Origin of the sequence: Buttiauxella cochleicola (assembly GCF_021282405.1) — a bacterium.
In the GTDB taxonomy this organism is placed as follows: Bacteria; Pseudomonadota; Gammaproteobacteria; order Enterobacterales; family Enterobacteriaceae; genus Buttiauxella; species Buttiauxella massiliensis.
Genome location: NZ_JAJSOU010000011.1, coordinates 51,460 through 65,695, shown reverse-complemented (window position 1 = coordinate 65,695; position 14,236 = coordinate 51,460). Strand labels below are relative to the sequence as shown.

Below are 14,236 nucleotides of genomic sequence, written 5' to 3'. Positions count from 1 at the left end.
GCAATCATTGCCGTAATAAGAATACCCAAAATAATTCGAGTTGCAGAAAGGCGGCCAAGCCGTAAGACCCCGGGAGCATAGTAAACTATGTGACCGGGGCGCACGGGTGCAGCCAACGCATCTGCAGCTTGAAGTATGATGGGTATCAGGTCACTGGTGCTGGGTTGAAAACGGCGAGCGCGTTATGCAATCCCCACTGATCCGAGAACGTTTTCTTACGGCCACTCGCCACATCAAGAATAAATTTGAACAACTCCCAGCCGACGTCCTCAATGGTCGCTTCACCGGTGGCGATAGTGCCCGCGTTGATATCCATTAAGTCATACCAACGGTTGGCCAGTGCGGTACGGGTGGCCATTTTAATCACCGGAACTGCCAACAAACCGTATGGCGTACCGCGACCGGTCGTGAACACTTGCACCGTGATGCCGGATGCCACCTGTTGGGTGCCGCAAACGAAATCGCTCGCCGGTGTTGCGGCGAAAATCAGGCCGCGTTTGGTTGGACGCTGCCCTGGGGAAAGCACCTCAACAATGGCGCTTTGGCCTGATTTAGCAATTGAACCGAGTGCTTTTTCCACCACGTTTGCCAGGCCACCTTTTTTGTTGCCAGGCGACGGGTTAGCGCTACGGTCTGTTTTACCCATATCAAGATAGTTGTCGTACCATTCCATCTCTTCGAGCAGGCGCTTACCCACTTCTTCGTTGATGGCACGCGGTGTTAGCAGGTGAATAGCATCACGTACTTCGGTAACTTCAGAGAACATCACCGTTGCACCACAACGCACCAGCAGGTCAGAAGCGTAGCCCACAGCTGGGTTCGCGGTTACGCCGGAGAACGCATCGCTGCCGCCACACTGCATACCGACAACCAGATCAGACGCCGGGCAAGTTTCGCGTTGGCGTTGGTTCAGTTTGACCAGATGGCGCTCAGCAACGTTGAGAATGTCATCGACCATCGATTTAAAGCCGACGTGGTGTTCATCTTGCAGACGCACAATGCTGGCATCGCCAACATTAATCGACTGCACGTCATCGGTGCCTTCCAGCAGGCGCTCTGGCTGCAATTTTTCGCAACCCAGGCCGATGACCATAATCTCACCGCCAAAGTTCGGATTCAGAGAGATGTTATGGATGGTGCGAATAGGAATGACTGCCGCAGGGGCGTTGATCGCCACACCGCAACCGTACAGGTGATTGAGGCCGACCACGCCGTCAACGTTCGGGTAGCGCGGCAGCAAATCACGTTCAATAATTTTGATGACGTAATCGACCACGCCCGCGACGCAGTGAACGCTGGTGGTGATGCCTAGCAGGTTTTTGGTGCCGACGCTGCCGTCAGCGTTGCGATAACCTTCAAAAGTATAACCTTCCAGTGGCGGCAGTGGCTCAGGTACTTTCGTGGCTAATGGCAAAGTGTGGAGCGGTGGCGCTTTTGGCAATTCCACTAATGATTCGTCAATCCAGCTACCGCGTGGAATATCACGTACCGCGTAGCCAATCACTTCGCCATAACGAACAATTTCGCCATGTGCCGGAATATCAACCAGTGCTGCTTTGTGCCCTTGCGGGATATGTTCGATAAGTTCTAACCCATCCGGAAAACGGGTGCCAGCTTTCAGCCCATTATCATTAACAATAATAGCGACATTATCTGTCTCATGAACCTTTATATAAAACGACCCCGGTGGTTGTTGTTTAATTTCTATATTTGACATTGTCGCTATTCTCCAGAATCAACACTGAATGTTAATTAAATATTTTTCTAATCGTGATTGTCTCACAAGCTAAATAAAGAATGTCAGGACGTGGGAAATAAAAATGTGACGTTGATCACTTTATATTGTGACGCTTGATGCCAGAGGGTAGGCAATCGACAAATCTGTGCAATACGCCCCACAAAGATGTGCATAAGTTTAACTATTTGGCTTTTTAAATGTTATCTATTGTGCATATGCCTAATGTCCATTCGTTCTGTGCTGGCTATACTGTGTTGCGAATGACAAACACCAGGTTAATTTCAGTTAGCGGTATTATCCCGAAATATATTTGTGAAATATCGCTTTCAAATAAATAAAAAATCCTTGAATTAAGTACCCGCAACAGAGGATGTAGAAAATGATGTTAGATACAGCTGTGGAAGCAAAAAAAGGGAAGCACACCCGATACTTAATATTATTAATTATCTTTATTGTGACGACGATTAACTACGCCGATCGCGCCACACTCTCTATTGCGGGTACTGAAGTTGCTAAAGAATTACAGCTCAGTGCCATCTCAATGGGCTATATTTTCTCCGCATTTGGTTGGGCGTACCTGCTGATGCAAATCCCTGGCGGCTGGCTGCTTGACCGCTACGGCTCGAAGAAGGTTTACACCTACAGTCTGTTCTTCTGGTCTCTGTTTACGTTCATGCAAGGCTTTGTTGATATGGTGCCGCTGGCATATGCGGGTATCTCCATGTTTATCATGCGTTTTATGCTCGGATTCTCGGAAGCACCATCGTTCCCGGCAAACGCCCGTATTGTGGCGGCCTGGTTCCCGACAAAAGAACGCGGCACAGCATCAGCGATTTTTAACTCCGCACAGTATTTCTCCCTGGCGCTGTTCTCTCCGTTACTCGGCTGGCTGACCTTTGCGTGGGGTTGGGAGCATGTATTTACCGTGATGGGCGGCATCGGTTTCGTGCTGACTTTCCTGTGGGTGAAGTTTATCCATAACCCAACTGACCACCCGCGTATGTCTAAAGAAGAACTGGACTACATTACCGCAGGTGGCGCAGTGGTTGATATGGACCACAAAAAGCCAGGCGCAGTGGTAGAAGGGCCAAAACTGCATTACATCAAACAGTTACTGACTAACCGTATGATGCTGGGCGTGTTCTTCGGTCAGTACTTCATTAACACCATTACCTGGTTCTTCCTGACCTGGTTCCCGATTTACCTGGTGCAAGATAAAGGCATGTCGATCCTGAAAGTAGGGATGGTTGCTTCAATCCCGGCGCTGTGTGGCTTCGCAGGTGGTGTGTTGGGTGGCGTATTCTCTGATTCGTTAATCAAGCGCGGTTACTCACTGACCGTTGCTCGTAAGATACCGATTGTTCTCGGGATGCTGCTTGCTTCAACCATCATTCTTTGTAACTACACCGAAAGCACGGCTCTGGTTATCACCCTGATGGCATTCGCTTTCTTCGGTAAAGGTTTTGGCGCGCTGGGCTGGCCGGTTATTGCCGACACCGCACCAAAAGAGATGGTTGGTCTGTGTGGTGCTGTGTTCAACGTGTTCGGTAACGTTGCTTCTATCGTGACTCCACTGGTGATTGGTTACCTGGTTTCTGAACTTCACTCCTTTAATGCAGCGCTGATCTTCGTAGGCTGTTCGGCGCTGATGGCAATGGTTTGTTATCTGTTCGTAGTTGGTGACATTAAACGTATGGAATTGCAGAAGTAATTAACGCAACAGATAACCTGATAAATAAGGGCAAAAGATGAATACCAATGTTTTCCCCAATAAATTCAAAGCGGCGCTGGCGGCAAATCAGATTCAAATAGGTTGCTGGTCTGCGCTGGCAAACCCAATCAGCACCGAAGTGCTGGGCCTGGCCGGGTTCGACTGGATTGTGCTGGATGGCGAACATGCGCCAAACGATATCTCCACTTTTATTCCGCAATTGATGGCGTTAAAAGGCAGTGAAAGTGCCGCTGTAGTTCGCGCACCGACCAACGACCCGGTGATCATCAAGCGCCTGCTGGATATCGGTTTCTATAACTTCCTGATTCCGTTTGTTGAGACTCAGGAAGAGGCGGTGCTGGCGGTCTCTTCAACCCGCTATCCACCTGAAGGGATTCGTGGCGTGTCCGTTTCACACCGCGCCAATATGTTTGGCACCGTGCCGGATTACTTCGCGCAGTCCAACAAGAACATCACGATTCTGGTGCAAATCGAAAGCCAGCAGGGCGTGGATAACGTTGATGCCATCGCTACAACCGACGGTGTGGATGGCATTTTCGTTGGGCCAAGCGACCTGGCTGCGGCATTAGGCCATCTGGGTAATGCTTCACACCCGGACGTGCAGCAATGCATCAAACACATCTTTGCTCGCGCTAAAGCGCACGGTAAACCAGCCGGCATTCTGGCACCAGCTGAAGCCGATGCGCGCCGTTATATGGAATGGGGTGCGACCTTTGTCGCCGTCGGTAGCGACTTAGGTTGCTTCCGCGCGGCAACACAGAAACTGGCTGATTCTTTTAAAAAATAACTACCACCTAAAGAGAGAGACTGAATTATGACACTGAAAGTTGGGTTTATTGGCCTGGGCATCATGGGCAAACCAATGAGTAAAAACCTCATCAAAGCCGGTTATTCCCTGGTGGTTGCCGACCGTAATCCCGAGGTGATTGCTGAACTTATCACCGCCGGTGCAGAAACTGCTGCAACACCGAAAGATATCGCCGAGCAGTGCGATGTGATTATCACCATGCTGCCAAACTCCCCACACGTGAAAGAAGTGGCGTTGGGTGAGAACGGCATTATTGAAGGCGCGAAGCCAGGCACTGTGGTTATCGACATGAGTTCCATCGCTCCGCTGGCGAGCCGCGAAATCAGCGAAGCGCTGAAAGCAAAAGGCATCGATATGCTGGATGCGCCGGTGAGCGGCGGCGAGCCAAAAGCGATCGAAGGCACGTTGTCTGTGATGGTTGGCGGCGACAAAGTAATTTTCGACAAGTATTACGACCTGCTGAAATCCATGGCCGGTTCCGTGGTGCACACCGGTGATATCGGTGCGGGCAACGTCACCAAACTGGCAAATCAGGTGATTGTAGCTTTGAACATTGCTGCGATGTCTGAAGCGCTGGTACTGGCAACCAAAGCGGGCGTGAATCCTGAACTGGTATTCCAGGCGATTCGTGGCGGCCTGGCGGGCAGCACCGTTCTGGAAGCAAAAGCGCCAATGGTGCTGGATCGCAACTTCAAGCCAGGTTTCCGCATCGACCTGCACATCAAAGATCTGGCAAACGCGCTGGATACTTCTCACGGTGTGGGCGCTCAATTGCCACTGACCGCCGCCGTAATGGAAATGATGCAAGCGCTGCGTGCAGATGGCCACGGTAACGATGACCACAGCGCCATTGCGTGTTACTACGAAAAACTGGCGAAAGTAGAAGTCAGCAAATAAAAGAGATGGGCACCTTTCGGTGCCCGATTTTCTCGGCACTTTTTTGGCATGGACACATTATGAAAATCGTAATCGCACCCGACTCTTATAAAGAAAGCCTCTCGGCGGTTGATGTGGCTAAGGCCATTGAAAAAGGTTTCCGCGAAATATTTCCTGATGCGGAATATATATCGGTCCCGGTTGCGGATGGCGGGGAAGGTACGGTCGATGCCATGATCAGTGCAACACAAGGCAAGAAAATCACCACTACGGTGACCGGGCCGCTGGGCGAGCCAGTTACAGCATATTGGGGTATGTCCGGTGACGGTAAAACCGCGTTTATCGAAATGGCTGAAGCCAGTGGGCTTGCACTGGTGCCAATCGTGAACCGCAATCCTCTAATTACGACTTCGCACGGTACTGGTGAGCTGATCTTACGGGCTCTGGATAACGGTGCGCGCAACATTATTATCGGCATCGGTGGCAGCGCAACTAACGACGGTGGAGCGGGCATGGTGCAGGCGCTGGGCGCGAAACTGTCTGATGCAGTCGGTAAAGAAATTAGTCACGGTGGTGGCAGTTTAATGAGCCTGAACAGCATTGATATGTCAGGTCTCGACAGCCGTTTGGCTGACTGCGTGATTAACGTTGCCTGTGATGTGACGAATCCATTAATTGGTGACAACGGTGCTTCACGTGTGTTCGGGCCACAAAAAGGGGCCGATGAAGCGATGATTCTTGAGCTGGACGCTAATCTTGCTCACTTTGCTGATGTGATTAAAAAAGATTTACGCATCGATGTGAAAAATGCCCCCGGAGCGGGTGCGGCGGGCGGCATGGGCGCGGCATTGATGGCGTTTCTCGGCGCGGAATTGCGTAGTGGAGTCGAGATAGTGACTGAAGCTCTGCGCCTTGAAGAACATATTCACGATTGTTCGCTGGTGGTGACTGGTGAAGGGCGTATGGACAGTCAGAGTATCCGCGGCAAAGTCCCGGTGGGCGTGGCTGCGGTCGCCAAAAAGTACCACAAACCCGTGATTGGGATTGCCGGTTCGCTGACCAGTGATGTTGCTATTGTTCATCAGTACGGCATTGATGCCGTGTTTAGCGTGCTCAATAGTATCGGCACACTGGAAGAAGCGCTGAAAAATGCGTTCGATAATATTTACCGTGCTTCGCGTGATATTGCGGCAACCGTTGAGATTGGGATGAACATCACTCGTTAAGCATGCGTGACATGGAGGGGCAAACCCTCTATAATCCGCGCCGAAGCTGACCAGACAGTCGCCGCTTCGTCGTCGTCCTTCTTCGGAAGGAGACGGGCGGAGGGGAGGAAAGTCCGGGCTCCATAGGGCAGGGTGCCAGGTAACGCCTGGGGGGGTAACCCACGACCAGTGCAACAGAGAGCAAACCGCCGATGGCCCGCGCAAGCGGGATCAGGTAAGGGTGAAAGGGTGCGGTAAGAGCGCACCGCGCGTCTGGTAACAGTTCGCGGCACGGTAAACTCCACCCGGAGCAAGGCCAAATAGGGGTTCATAAGGTACGGCCCGTACTGAACCCGGGTAGGCTGCTTGAGCCAGTGAGCGATTGCTGGCCTAGATGAATGACTGTCCACGACAGAACCCGGCTTATCGGTCAGCTTCAACCATTCAACAAAACGCCCGCACAGTGAAAACTGTGCGGGCGTTTTGTTTATACCCGTCATACTTCGCGCTGCCTCTTTGTTGGCTACGCTCACTCGCCCAAATCGCTTACTGGAGTAAGCTCATCGGGACTTGTTCTCTTGCCGCCGCGATGTAACTTGAATTATTTAGGGCATATATAGAACAATTGCCATAATACGACTCCTGCCATCACCGGATTCCACGCCGCCATGATCAAATCCATCTACATCGACAACTACCGCTCAGTGCGCAAACTTTCCATCGATTTGGGGCGGCTGAACGTGGTTTTCGGTCCAAATGGCTGCGGGAAATCCAATATCTATAAAGCAATCCATTTGATCCACGGCGCGGCGATGGGGCAGTTGTCACACTGGCTGTCTGATGAAGGTGGTATCCAAAAGGTTATGTGGGCAGGCTCCCGCGCCAAAGGGTATGCCAGTGCGCCACGGCGTATGACGCTTGCAGTAGATACCGACGATTTTGAATATGAATTGCAGGTCGGCTTCCCGGACAAATTACCGTACCCCACGATGTTCGATCTCGATCCTATCGTAAAAGAAGAGCAAATCTGGCTGAGTGGTTTTCGCCGCCGACCTTCTTCGTCAATTATGCATCGTCGCAACCAGGCTGTTTTTCTCAACGATGTTAACGGTGAGAAAGTCACGCACGCCGCCACGCTCTACGAGAACGAATCGTTGTTCGGCCAACTTGGCGAGCCACACCTTTATCCCGAAGTTTCCAGCGCCCGCGAAACGCTATGTAACTGGCGTTTCTACCATGAGTTCGATATCACGAAAGGAGCCGGGTTGCGCTTGCCGCAGGTTGGTTATCGTTCGCCAGTGTTAGCGGGTGATGGGCTAAACCTGGCCGCCGCGTTCCAGACCATCGTTGAAATTGGTGATAGCGAGTTACTGTTTGAGGTGCTGGGTGAAGCCTTCCCTGAATGCACATTTTTCTGTGATAACAGTAACGGGCGTTTTCAGATGATGATGCACCGGCAGGGGATTAACCGCCCGCTGGAGTCGGCTGAGTTTTCTGATGGGACATTACGATTTTTGTGCCTGACTGTGGCGTTACTTAGCCCACGTCCACCGCGCTTTATTGCATTGAATGAACCTGAAAATAGCCTGCATCCACAGATGTTACCCGCGTTGGCTCGCCTGATTGCAGAAGCGAGTCGTTACACACAAATCTGGCTCACCAGCCATTCGCCAGAATTGGCCACATTTATTGAAAAACATACGCCGTTTACGCTTTATCAGTTGGGGATTGAGAATGGGGAAACTTTTGTAAACCGTCTTTCCTGAGGGGAAAATTCCCCGGTGCTAGCCGGGGAAGGAGATTAGAGAGTGCCTTCTTCTTCTGCCAGACGTAAATCAGCTTCGCTAACAATCGCTTCCAGCTCGGTCAGCATATCGTCATAGCTCATTTCAGCTTGCGGATTCGTTGCCACAACAGTTGCTGCAACAGCAGGTTGTAGTACTTTCTTCTCGTTTCGTTTTGCTGTTGATTTCTTACTCACTGATGACTCCTGTTTATCCATTGTCGACACTGGTCAGACCGGTAAATCTATCAGCAATGCTCGCAATGGGGTATCTGCGACCAGCGTAATGTTAGCCTCGTCACGGATAAAAGCGCCGTCACCACAGGTAAGCCCTTCTTTTTCTTCAGCAGACGTTACAGCGTGAACCGTACCGTGAATTGATTGTAAATAAGCTCGCGGCCCATGCAACTGGAAGCTCAACTGCTGGCCTTTCTCCAGTTCAATCTGATGAATCCATACTTGTTGGCGCAGTTGTAAGCTCTCTTTACTGCCATCCGGGGAGGCCAGTAATTGTTTTGACCCATCTGTAAGCGTGATTTTCTGAACCAGCGGATTTTCGCGCTCCGGGCAAGCATCAAGCCATAGCTGCATGCGCGTCAGAGAGTGCTCTTTACTCAGGTTATGCTCGCTGTAACTCAGCCCTGGTTGGGTGGAAATGAGCAGTGCTTCCCCGGCTTTAGCCTGAACGTGGTTGCCCTCGCTGTCACGGTATTCCGCTTCGCCTTCCAGAATCAAATTGAGAATATCAACCTTCGGATAGGTGCGTGGCTGGAATGACGCCCCCGGGGCTAACACTTCCTGGTTGAGTACGCGCAACGAAGCATAGCCCAACAATTTCGGGTCGAAATAGTGACCGAAGGAAAACGTATAGCGGGCCTGGAGCCATCCATAGTCCGCTTTCCCGCATTGTTTGGCAGTTCTTGGCGTAATCATAATTTCTTGACCTCTTTTTACACTGTACCCATGGTAAAGCTCTGGACGCTGCATTGTTAGCCAGTTAATCTGCTTGGTATGTTCAAATTTCCTGAATGAGAACGAGATGGCTAAAGAGAGAGCATTGACGCTAGAGGCATTGCGGGTCATGGACGCAATTGATAGGCGTGGGAGTTTTGCCGCTGCTGCTGATGAGTTGGGGCGAGTGCCGTCGGCACTGAGTTACACCATGCAGAAGCTGGAAGAAGAACTGGATGTCGTGCTGTTTGACCGTTCAGGACATCGTACAAAATTTACTAATGTCGGGCGGATGTTGCTCGAGCGCGGGCGAGTTTTGCTCGAAGCGGCTGAAAAACTTACCACTGACGCCGAAGCACTGGCACGTGGTTGGGAAACGCATCTTACTATTGTTACAGAGGCTCTGGTGCCGACGGCGAAGCTGTATCCGCTGGTGGAAAAACTTGCCGGTAAAGCTGACACGCAGCTGTCGATTATTACTGAAGTACTGGCCGGTTCATGGGAGCGTTTAGAGCAAGGTCGGGCGGATATTGTGATTGCTCCGGATATGCATTTCCGTTCTTCATCTGAGATTAACTCACGCAAGTTATATAAGGTGATGAGCGTTTATGTCGCAGCACCAGATCACCCGATTCATAATGAACCGGAGCCGCTATCCGAGGTGACGCGCGTGAAGTATCGCGGTATCGCGGTCGCTGATACCGCACGGGAACGTCCTGTGCTGACCGTGCAGCTACTGGATAAACAGCCGCGTCTTACAGTAAGTAGCATGGAAGATAAGCGCCAGGCATTACTGGCCGGGTTGGGTGTAGCGACGATGCCTTATCCGATGGTCGAGCAGGATATTGCTGAAGGACGGCTACGTGTGGTGAGCCCTGAATACACCAATGAAATTGACATTATCATGGCGTGGCGACGCGATAGCATGGGCGAAGCAAAAGCCTGGTGCTTGCGTGAAATTCCAAAATTATTGAAATGAAAAGAGTGGGCAGCTTTTGCGCTGCTCCACCCTTTTTAAGTGAGTTTGTTGGGTATAAATTATTATTCACTAACGAATCGTGCATCCAGGCGTTTTGGATCCGCGCCGTACTCATTTTCGCCTGGCGTGCCGTTCTGGCAATTAAACGCCAGAATAATCAACCAGCCCACCAACGGTATTAACAGCAGTAACAGCCACCAGGCTGAACGGTCAGTATCGTGTAGGCGTCGAAACTGTACGGCCCAGTAAGGCAGGAAAATCAGTACGCCGTAAACCGTCGTCAGCAGACCTTCATCCCCCGCAATCCGTAGCCCTAACATCTTATCCAGAATGCTTAAAACCACGGTGAGCACAAGGTTGACCAGGATGAACATCCAGAACTCTTTGCGACGTGCACGTCCACTAAAGCCAAGATAATTTTTTAAAACTTTGAAATACCAATCCATTTGTAGCCCGCCTTGATTTTTTATCAATCACTTGATCTGTAAGCGATCTATTTCAAGAATAGCCGTGAATAGATTTTACGTAAATCATAGTTCATATGAATTTTATCAACCCTTGTTAAACCGTTCGTCGCGCCCGTGAGGCTCATTCAAATCCTGAGCGGGGCCAATGGAAATAATCCCGGTAGGGTTAATGGTTTTGTGGCTGCGGTAGTAGTGGTGGCGGATATGCCCGAAGTCGACAGTTTCAGCGATGCCCGGCATTTGGTAGATATCACGCAAGAATCCGTACACATTCAGGTAATCACTAATACGATGTTTATCGCATTTGAAGTGGGTGACATAGACCGGGTCGAAACGTACCAGTGTGGTCCACAAACGAATATCCGCTTCGGTAAGCTGGTCGCCGGTTAAATATCGATGCTGCCCGAGGATCTGCTCAACGCGTGCCAGTGACTCGAATACTTTGGTGACGGCTTCATCGTAAGCTTCTTGAGAGGTAGCAAAGCCTGCTTTATAAACGCCGTTATTAATGCTGTCGTAAATCCAGCTATTTAGCTCATCAATCTGGCTACGTAATGCAGTCGGGTAATAATCCCCAGCGCGAGCACCCTGCGCATCAAACGCGATATTGAGCATACGGATGATTTCAGCGGATTCGTTGCTGACGATAGTCTGCGTTTTCTTATCCCATAAAACAGGTACGGTAACGCGCCCGGTGTAATCAGAGTCAGCTTGTAAATAGAGCTGATAAAGATATTCATGCTGATATAAGCCATCACCGGTAGCGTTTGGGAAGTTATCATCAAACGTCCAGCCATCCTGCAACATGAGCGGGTGAACCACAGAAACAGAGATTAATGATTCGAGGCCTTTTAACGCACGCATGATTAATGTGCGATGAGCCCATGGGCAGGCGAGGGAAACATAGAGATGGTAGCGATCTTTCTCGGCAGCAAAACCACCTTTACCGGTTGGGCCGGGTTCACCATCCGCCGTCAGCCAGCTGCGAAACGCTGACTCTGAGCGTTTGAAACTGCCGCCAGTGGATTTGGTGTCGTACCAGACATCGTGCCAGACGCCATCAATTAATTGTCCCATTTCATTCTCCTCGTGAGCCTTAAAAACAAAAAAGCGAAGGTATTAACCTTCGCTTTTACTTCTAATCAGTATAGAAGCCTTACCAGTTTTTCTTCAGAATACGGTCGATGCTGTATGCACCTGGTCCGAAGATAGCCAGTAACAGGTAACCACCGGCGATGGTGAAGTTCTTCATAAACATGGTTGAGTTCATGCCCTGGCTGAAATCACCGTGGAACAAGAACGCTGTCAGAATCGTGAACACTGCAGTGATAATTGCGGTGGTACGAGTAAAGAAACCGAACAGAATCGCCAGGCCGCCGCCAAACTCAAGCAGAATGGTCAATGGCAATAAGAACCCAGGAACACCCATCGCTTCCATATATTGTTGAGTGCCGGCATAACCGTTAATTTTGCCCCAACCTGCAACGATGAACAGAATCGGCATCAGGACACGAGCTAACAGAACACCTGCATCATCTAATTTTTTCATTTTACTCTCCAGCGAATCTCTTGTGGGTGCTATCAGCCCAGGGATGTTTGTCTTTGCAGTTTCCGGTAGTTACCGGTGACTGCGGTTGATGGGGAGGATAATAGACGTGACGTTAAGGGATTGTTAGCAAGGAAAACTGTCGATGTTTTTCAATATTACTGATTAATAAAAACGCCGCCTGAATAAGGCGGCGTTGGATACTAATGCGATTGTGGCTGTATTGTGTTGCGAATCAGGCGCCACGTACTCCAGGCGCCTAGCCCGCGCCTTGCCCAGCGCATCAGGAAGCTTGGGTGGCGCACTGTCCAGATAGCCATAACGCTGCTGGCGACAACTGCGTACCGGCGTAAGCTAATCAATGTGTTCCAGCTTCTGTCATAAGTCGCTGTCACTTCAAGCCAGTCGCGCTTGCTTGCACTTAAATCCAGCCGTTGTTGCTGAATCTGACTGAGTAAAAATGCTTTGCGTTTATCTAGCTCGCGTTTGCTCATAATTTGTCATCTTCCAGCAACGAGCGGTCATTTTCGAGCTCGCGACGGGTATGGCGCAGCAAGGTGGATTGACGCGATTTACGTAGAGTCCAGATACCACCGATGAAAGCCAGACCCAACAGAACGACTGTTGTCGCGATCATGGCGTTCAGGCGGTATTGCGGCTCGACGGCCCAGAAAACCAGCACCACAAGACTCATTAAGCCAAATGCAGCAAACAGCATGGTTAACCCAAGCATCAGTAGTAACTGGATGAGATGTGCTTTCTCCTCTTCCAGCTCTACCACTGCAAGCCGCACACGTGTTTCCACCATCCCAACGATGATAGTGACAAGGCGCTGGCCAATGCCAAGGACGCCTTTACCTGGACCTTGAGGTTGATGGGATTCAGGCATAATTAACGACGCGTCAGCAGGACACCGAGTACGACGCCAATCGCCGCCCCAATGCCAACACCAGTCCATGGGTTTTCACGCACATAGTCGTCAGCTTTCGCGGCAGCTTCACGGGTTTGTTTAGCAATAACATCACCTGTATCACCCAGGCGTACACGGCTTTCTTTCAGTGCTTTTTCAGCCTTGCCACGTAGCTTTTCAAGTTCGGACTTTGACTTATCCGTCGATGCACTCAGCACCTCTTCAAGGGTATCTGCCAGGGATTTCAACTCAGCGCGCAAATGTTCTGATGTGGTATCTTTTGACATGGTTCTCTCCAGGTGTTTGAGGTTGATCCTTGAACTTAGTAATCACGAGCCTGCAAAGTTTTCAGCTCGTGTTCAGCTTCAGCCAGTTTCTGTTCCCGTTTTGAAATTTTATCAGCATCGCCTTTTTCGCGAGCTTCCTTAAGATCTGCTTTCCGCTCGGTGATTTCAGCTTTTTGTTCGTTGATTTTTTTCTTGTGAGCCGCGCGTAAACTGCTATCGGTGCAGTTAGAGCGAACTTCTTTCAACGCTTTGTTAAGCCCATCGACACGGCTTTGATTCTGGTGTTTCTCCGCATAGCCAATTTCTCGCTGAATATCCTGCTCCTTTTCATTGCACAGCGAGCTCGCATGCGCTGCGGACGTCAGAGACAATAGGGCGATAGCCAATACGGTACGATAGTTCATGATAAAAAACCTTCCATTGTGAATGTACGTTTACCCGCAAGGTTAAGCATACAAAAAGTCCAGAAATTAAACGAATGTGATGATTTGTAGCGGTTTAAGTAAAAACAAGCATAGTCAGGAATTGAGTAAAAACCCAATCCCCATTAGCAAATTAGGATTGCAGGAAAGGGTTAACCGATGCGGATATTTTCGTTAAGCACACGCGTAAGCCATGTGCTGGCACTGTCATCTTCATCTTGCTGAGCGATGACGTAGCCATGTGGCAGCGTTTTATATAACACGGCTTTAGCAGCCTCGCTTTGCGCACTCGAATCAAACTTTATCAATAACGAATTGTTGTCAGGCGTAATACTTTTAAAGCGAATACCGTTGGCATCAAGGTGGTGCCAGACATAAAACCCGTCAGGCATGCTGATGCCTTGTTGGCTGGAGCGAATCTCAAGTGTGGACTCAGTGCGCTGCATTCCAGACCATATTAGTATTGAGGCTGCGGCAATTGCGCCAATCAACATCGTGGCCCTTAGGCCACGAAAAAAATGTGTTTTCATCG

At 50.2% G+C, this 14,236-nt stretch carries 17 protein-coding genes and 1 other RNA gene; 7 read left to right on the top strand and 11 right to left on the bottom strand.

What is annotated here, in order from left to right; genetic code table 11:
• Nucleotides 1-145 precede the first annotated feature (145 nt).
• Nucleotides 146-1,717 (bottom strand): galactarate dehydratase, encoded by a 1,572-nt coding sequence (garD, locus tag LVQ79_RS15490; RefSeq protein ID WP_232865627.1) that lies wholly within the window; start codon nucleotides 1,715-1,717, stop codon nucleotides 146-148.
• A gap of 400 nt (nucleotides 1,718-2,117) precedes the next feature.
• Between garD and LVQ79_RS15485 the strand changes: the two genes are divergently transcribed.
• The 6 genes from LVQ79_RS15485 (at nucleotide 2,118) to LVQ79_RS15460 (ending at nucleotide 8,125) form a co-directional block, all read left to right on the top strand.
• Nucleotides 2,118-3,449 carry an MFS transporter gene (locus LVQ79_RS15485; RefSeq protein WP_232865626.1) on the top strand — a complete coding sequence of 444 codons (1,332 nt, stop codon included), beginning with the start codon at nucleotides 2,118-2,120 and terminating at the stop codon, nucleotides 3,447-3,449.
• Nucleotides 3,450-3,486: 37 nt separating this feature from the next.
• Complete coding sequence (garL, locus tag LVQ79_RS15480; RefSeq protein WP_232865625.1) at nucleotides 3,487-4,257, top strand: 2-dehydro-3-deoxyglucarate aldolase; 771 nt, start codon at nucleotides 3,487-3,489, stop codon at nucleotides 4,255-4,257.
• Between the two features lie 27 nt (nucleotides 4,258-4,284).
• Nucleotides 4,285-5,175: a 2-hydroxy-3-oxopropionate reductase gene (gene garR / locus LVQ79_RS15475; protein WP_232865624.1), complete on the top strand. Its 891-nt coding sequence runs from the start codon at nucleotides 4,285-4,287 to the stop codon at nucleotides 5,173-5,175.
• Nucleotides 5,176-5,234: 59 nt separating this feature from the next.
• Nucleotides 5,235-6,380 carry a glycerate 2-kinase gene (garK, locus tag LVQ79_RS15470; RefSeq protein WP_232865623.1) on the top strand — a complete coding sequence of 382 codons (1,146 nt, stop codon included), beginning with the start codon at nucleotides 5,235-5,237 and terminating at the stop codon, nucleotides 6,378-6,380.
• 42 nt (nucleotides 6,381-6,422) lie between these two features.
• An RNA gene (gene rnpB / locus LVQ79_RS15465) (RNase P RNA component class A) lies at nucleotides 6,423-6,801 on the top strand.
• Nucleotides 6,802-7,027: 226 nt separating this feature from the next.
• Nucleotides 7,028-8,125, top strand: coding sequence for an AAA family ATPase (locus LVQ79_RS15460; protein ID WP_232865622.1), 1,098 nt, complete (start codon nucleotides 7,028-7,030; stop codon nucleotides 8,123-8,125).
• 35 nt (nucleotides 8,126-8,160) lie between these two features.
• Here the strand turns inward: LVQ79_RS15460 and LVQ79_RS15455 are convergent, their stop codons facing one another.
• Both LVQ79_RS15455 and LVQ79_RS15450 read right to left on the bottom strand, forming a co-directional pair.
• The gene (locus LVQ79_RS15455) at nucleotides 8,161-8,340 is read right to left on the bottom strand and encodes a protein YhaL (protein ID WP_232865621.1); all 180 of its coding nucleotides are present in this window, start codon (nucleotides 8,338-8,340) and stop codon (nucleotides 8,161-8,163) included.
• 33 nt (nucleotides 8,341-8,373) lie between these two features.
• Nucleotides 8,374-9,075 carry a pirin family protein gene (locus LVQ79_RS15450; RefSeq protein WP_232865620.1) on the bottom strand — a complete coding sequence of 234 codons (702 nt, stop codon included), beginning with the start codon at nucleotides 9,073-9,075 and terminating at the stop codon, nucleotides 8,374-8,376.
• A gap of 106 nt (nucleotides 9,076-9,181) precedes the next feature.
• Between LVQ79_RS15450 and LVQ79_RS15445 the strand changes: the two genes are divergently transcribed.
• Nucleotides 9,182-10,072, top strand: coding sequence for a LysR family transcriptional regulator (locus tag LVQ79_RS15445; RefSeq protein WP_034461321.1), 891 nt, complete (start codon nucleotides 9,182-9,184; stop codon nucleotides 10,070-10,072).
• Between the two features lie 62 nt (nucleotides 10,073-10,134).
• Here LVQ79_RS15445 and LVQ79_RS15440 read toward each other — a convergent pair whose 3' ends face one another.
• The 8 genes from LVQ79_RS15440 to mzrA form a co-directional block, all read right to left on the bottom strand.
• A complete protein-coding gene (locus tag LVQ79_RS15440) occupies nucleotides 10,135-10,518 on the bottom strand; it encodes a DUF805 domain-containing protein (protein ID WP_151993985.1) in 384 nt (127 codons plus the stop codon).
• A 105-nt stretch (nucleotides 10,519-10,623) separates the two neighbouring features.
• Nucleotides 10,624-11,616: a glutathione S-transferase family protein gene (locus LVQ79_RS15435; RefSeq protein ID WP_232865619.1), complete on the bottom strand. Its 993-nt coding sequence runs from the start codon at nucleotides 11,614-11,616 to the stop codon at nucleotides 10,624-10,626.
• Between the two features lie 79 nt (nucleotides 11,617-11,695).
• Nucleotides 11,696-12,088 carry a DoxX family protein gene (locus tag LVQ79_RS15430; protein WP_064515925.1) on the bottom strand — a complete coding sequence of 131 codons (393 nt, stop codon included), beginning with the start codon at nucleotides 12,086-12,088 and terminating at the stop codon, nucleotides 11,696-11,698.
• Between the two features lie 200 nt (nucleotides 12,089-12,288).
• Nucleotides 12,289-12,579 carry a YqjK-like family protein gene (locus tag LVQ79_RS15425; protein WP_064515928.1) on the bottom strand — a complete coding sequence of 97 codons (291 nt, stop codon included), beginning with the start codon at nucleotides 12,577-12,579 and terminating at the stop codon, nucleotides 12,289-12,291.
• Complete coding sequence (locus LVQ79_RS15420) at nucleotides 12,576-12,974, bottom strand: phage holin family protein (RefSeq protein WP_064515930.1); 399 nt, start codon at nucleotides 12,972-12,974, stop codon at nucleotides 12,576-12,578. Before LVQ79_RS15420 ends, LVQ79_RS15425 begins: the two co-directional genes overlap by 4 nt.
• Nucleotides 12,975-12,976: 2 nt before the next feature.
• Nucleotides 12,977-13,282 carry an ElaB/YgaM/YqjD family protein gene (locus LVQ79_RS15415; protein ID WP_034461328.1) on the bottom strand — a complete coding sequence of 102 codons (306 nt, stop codon included), beginning with the start codon at nucleotides 13,280-13,282 and terminating at the stop codon, nucleotides 12,977-12,979.
• A gap of 35 nt (nucleotides 13,283-13,317) precedes the next feature.
• On the bottom strand, nucleotides 13,318-13,686 hold the full coding sequence (locus LVQ79_RS15410) for a DUF1090 domain-containing protein (RefSeq protein WP_232865618.1): 369 nt from the start codon (nucleotides 13,684-13,686) through the stop codon (nucleotides 13,318-13,320).
• Nucleotides 13,687-13,856: 170 nt separating this feature from the next.
• On the bottom strand, nucleotides 13,857-14,234 hold the full coding sequence (gene mzrA, locus LVQ79_RS15405; RefSeq protein WP_034461332.1) for an EnvZ/OmpR regulon moderator MzrA: 378 nt from the start codon (nucleotides 14,232-14,234) through the stop codon (nucleotides 13,857-13,859).
• Nucleotides 14,235-14,236 lie beyond the last annotated feature (2 nt).

What these genes read in the sequence shown, in the direction of transcription:
- LVQ79_RS15425 (WP_064515928.1), bottom strand. Translation starts at nt 12,579, where the DNA reads ATGAGCAAACGCGAGCTAGATAAACGCAAAGCATTTTTACTCAGTCAG.
- LVQ79_RS15485 (WP_232865626.1), top strand. Translation starts at nt 2,118, where the DNA reads ATGATGTTAGATACAGCTGTGGAAGCAAAAAAAGGGAAGCACACCCGA.
- LVQ79_RS15435 (WP_232865619.1), bottom strand. Translation starts at nt 11,616, where the DNA reads ATGGGACAATTAATTGATGGCGTCTGGCACGATGTCTGGTACGACACC.
- mzrA (WP_034461332.1), bottom strand. Translation starts at nt 14,234, where the DNA reads ATGAAAACACATTTTTTTCGTGGCCTAAGGGCCACGATGTTGATTGGC.
- LVQ79_RS15460 (WP_232865622.1), top strand. Translation starts at nt 7,028, where the DNA reads ATGATCAAATCCATCTACATCGACAACTACCGCTCAGTGCGCAAACTT.
- LVQ79_RS15415 (WP_034461328.1), bottom strand. Translation starts at nt 13,282, where the DNA reads ATGTCAAAAGATACCACATCAGAACATTTGCGCGCTGAGTTGAAATCC.
- LVQ79_RS15410 (WP_232865618.1), bottom strand. Translation starts at nt 13,686, where the DNA reads ATGAACTATCGTACCGTATTGGCTATCGCCCTATTGTCTCTGACGTCC.
- garL (WP_232865625.1), top strand. Translation starts at nt 3,487, where the DNA reads ATGAATACCAATGTTTTCCCCAATAAATTCAAAGCGGCGCTGGCGGCA.
- garD (WP_232865627.1), bottom strand. Translation starts at nt 1,717, where the DNA reads ATGTCAAATATAGAAATTAAACAACAACCACCGGGGTCGTTTTATATA.
- LVQ79_RS15430 (WP_064515925.1), bottom strand. Translation starts at nt 12,088, where the DNA reads ATGAAAAAATTAGATGATGCAGGTGTTCTGTTAGCTCGTGTCCTGATG.
- LVQ79_RS15440 (WP_151993985.1), bottom strand. Translation starts at nt 10,518, where the DNA reads ATGGATTGGTATTTCAAAGTTTTAAAAAATTATCTTGGCTTTAGTGGA.
- LVQ79_RS15445 (WP_034461321.1), top strand. Translation starts at nt 9,182, where the DNA reads ATGGCTAAAGAGAGAGCATTGACGCTAGAGGCATTGCGGGTCATGGAC.
- garK (WP_232865623.1), top strand. Translation starts at nt 5,235, where the DNA reads ATGAAAATCGTAATCGCACCCGACTCTTATAAAGAAAGCCTCTCGGCG.
- LVQ79_RS15450 (WP_232865620.1), bottom strand. Translation starts at nt 9,075, where the DNA reads ATGATTACGCCAAGAACTGCCAAACAATGCGGGAAAGCGGACTATGGA.
- LVQ79_RS15420 (WP_064515930.1), bottom strand. Translation starts at nt 12,974, where the DNA reads ATGCCTGAATCCCATCAACCTCAAGGTCCAGGTAAAGGCGTCCTTGGC.
- garR (WP_232865624.1), top strand. Translation starts at nt 4,285, where the DNA reads ATGACACTGAAAGTTGGGTTTATTGGCCTGGGCATCATGGGCAAACCA.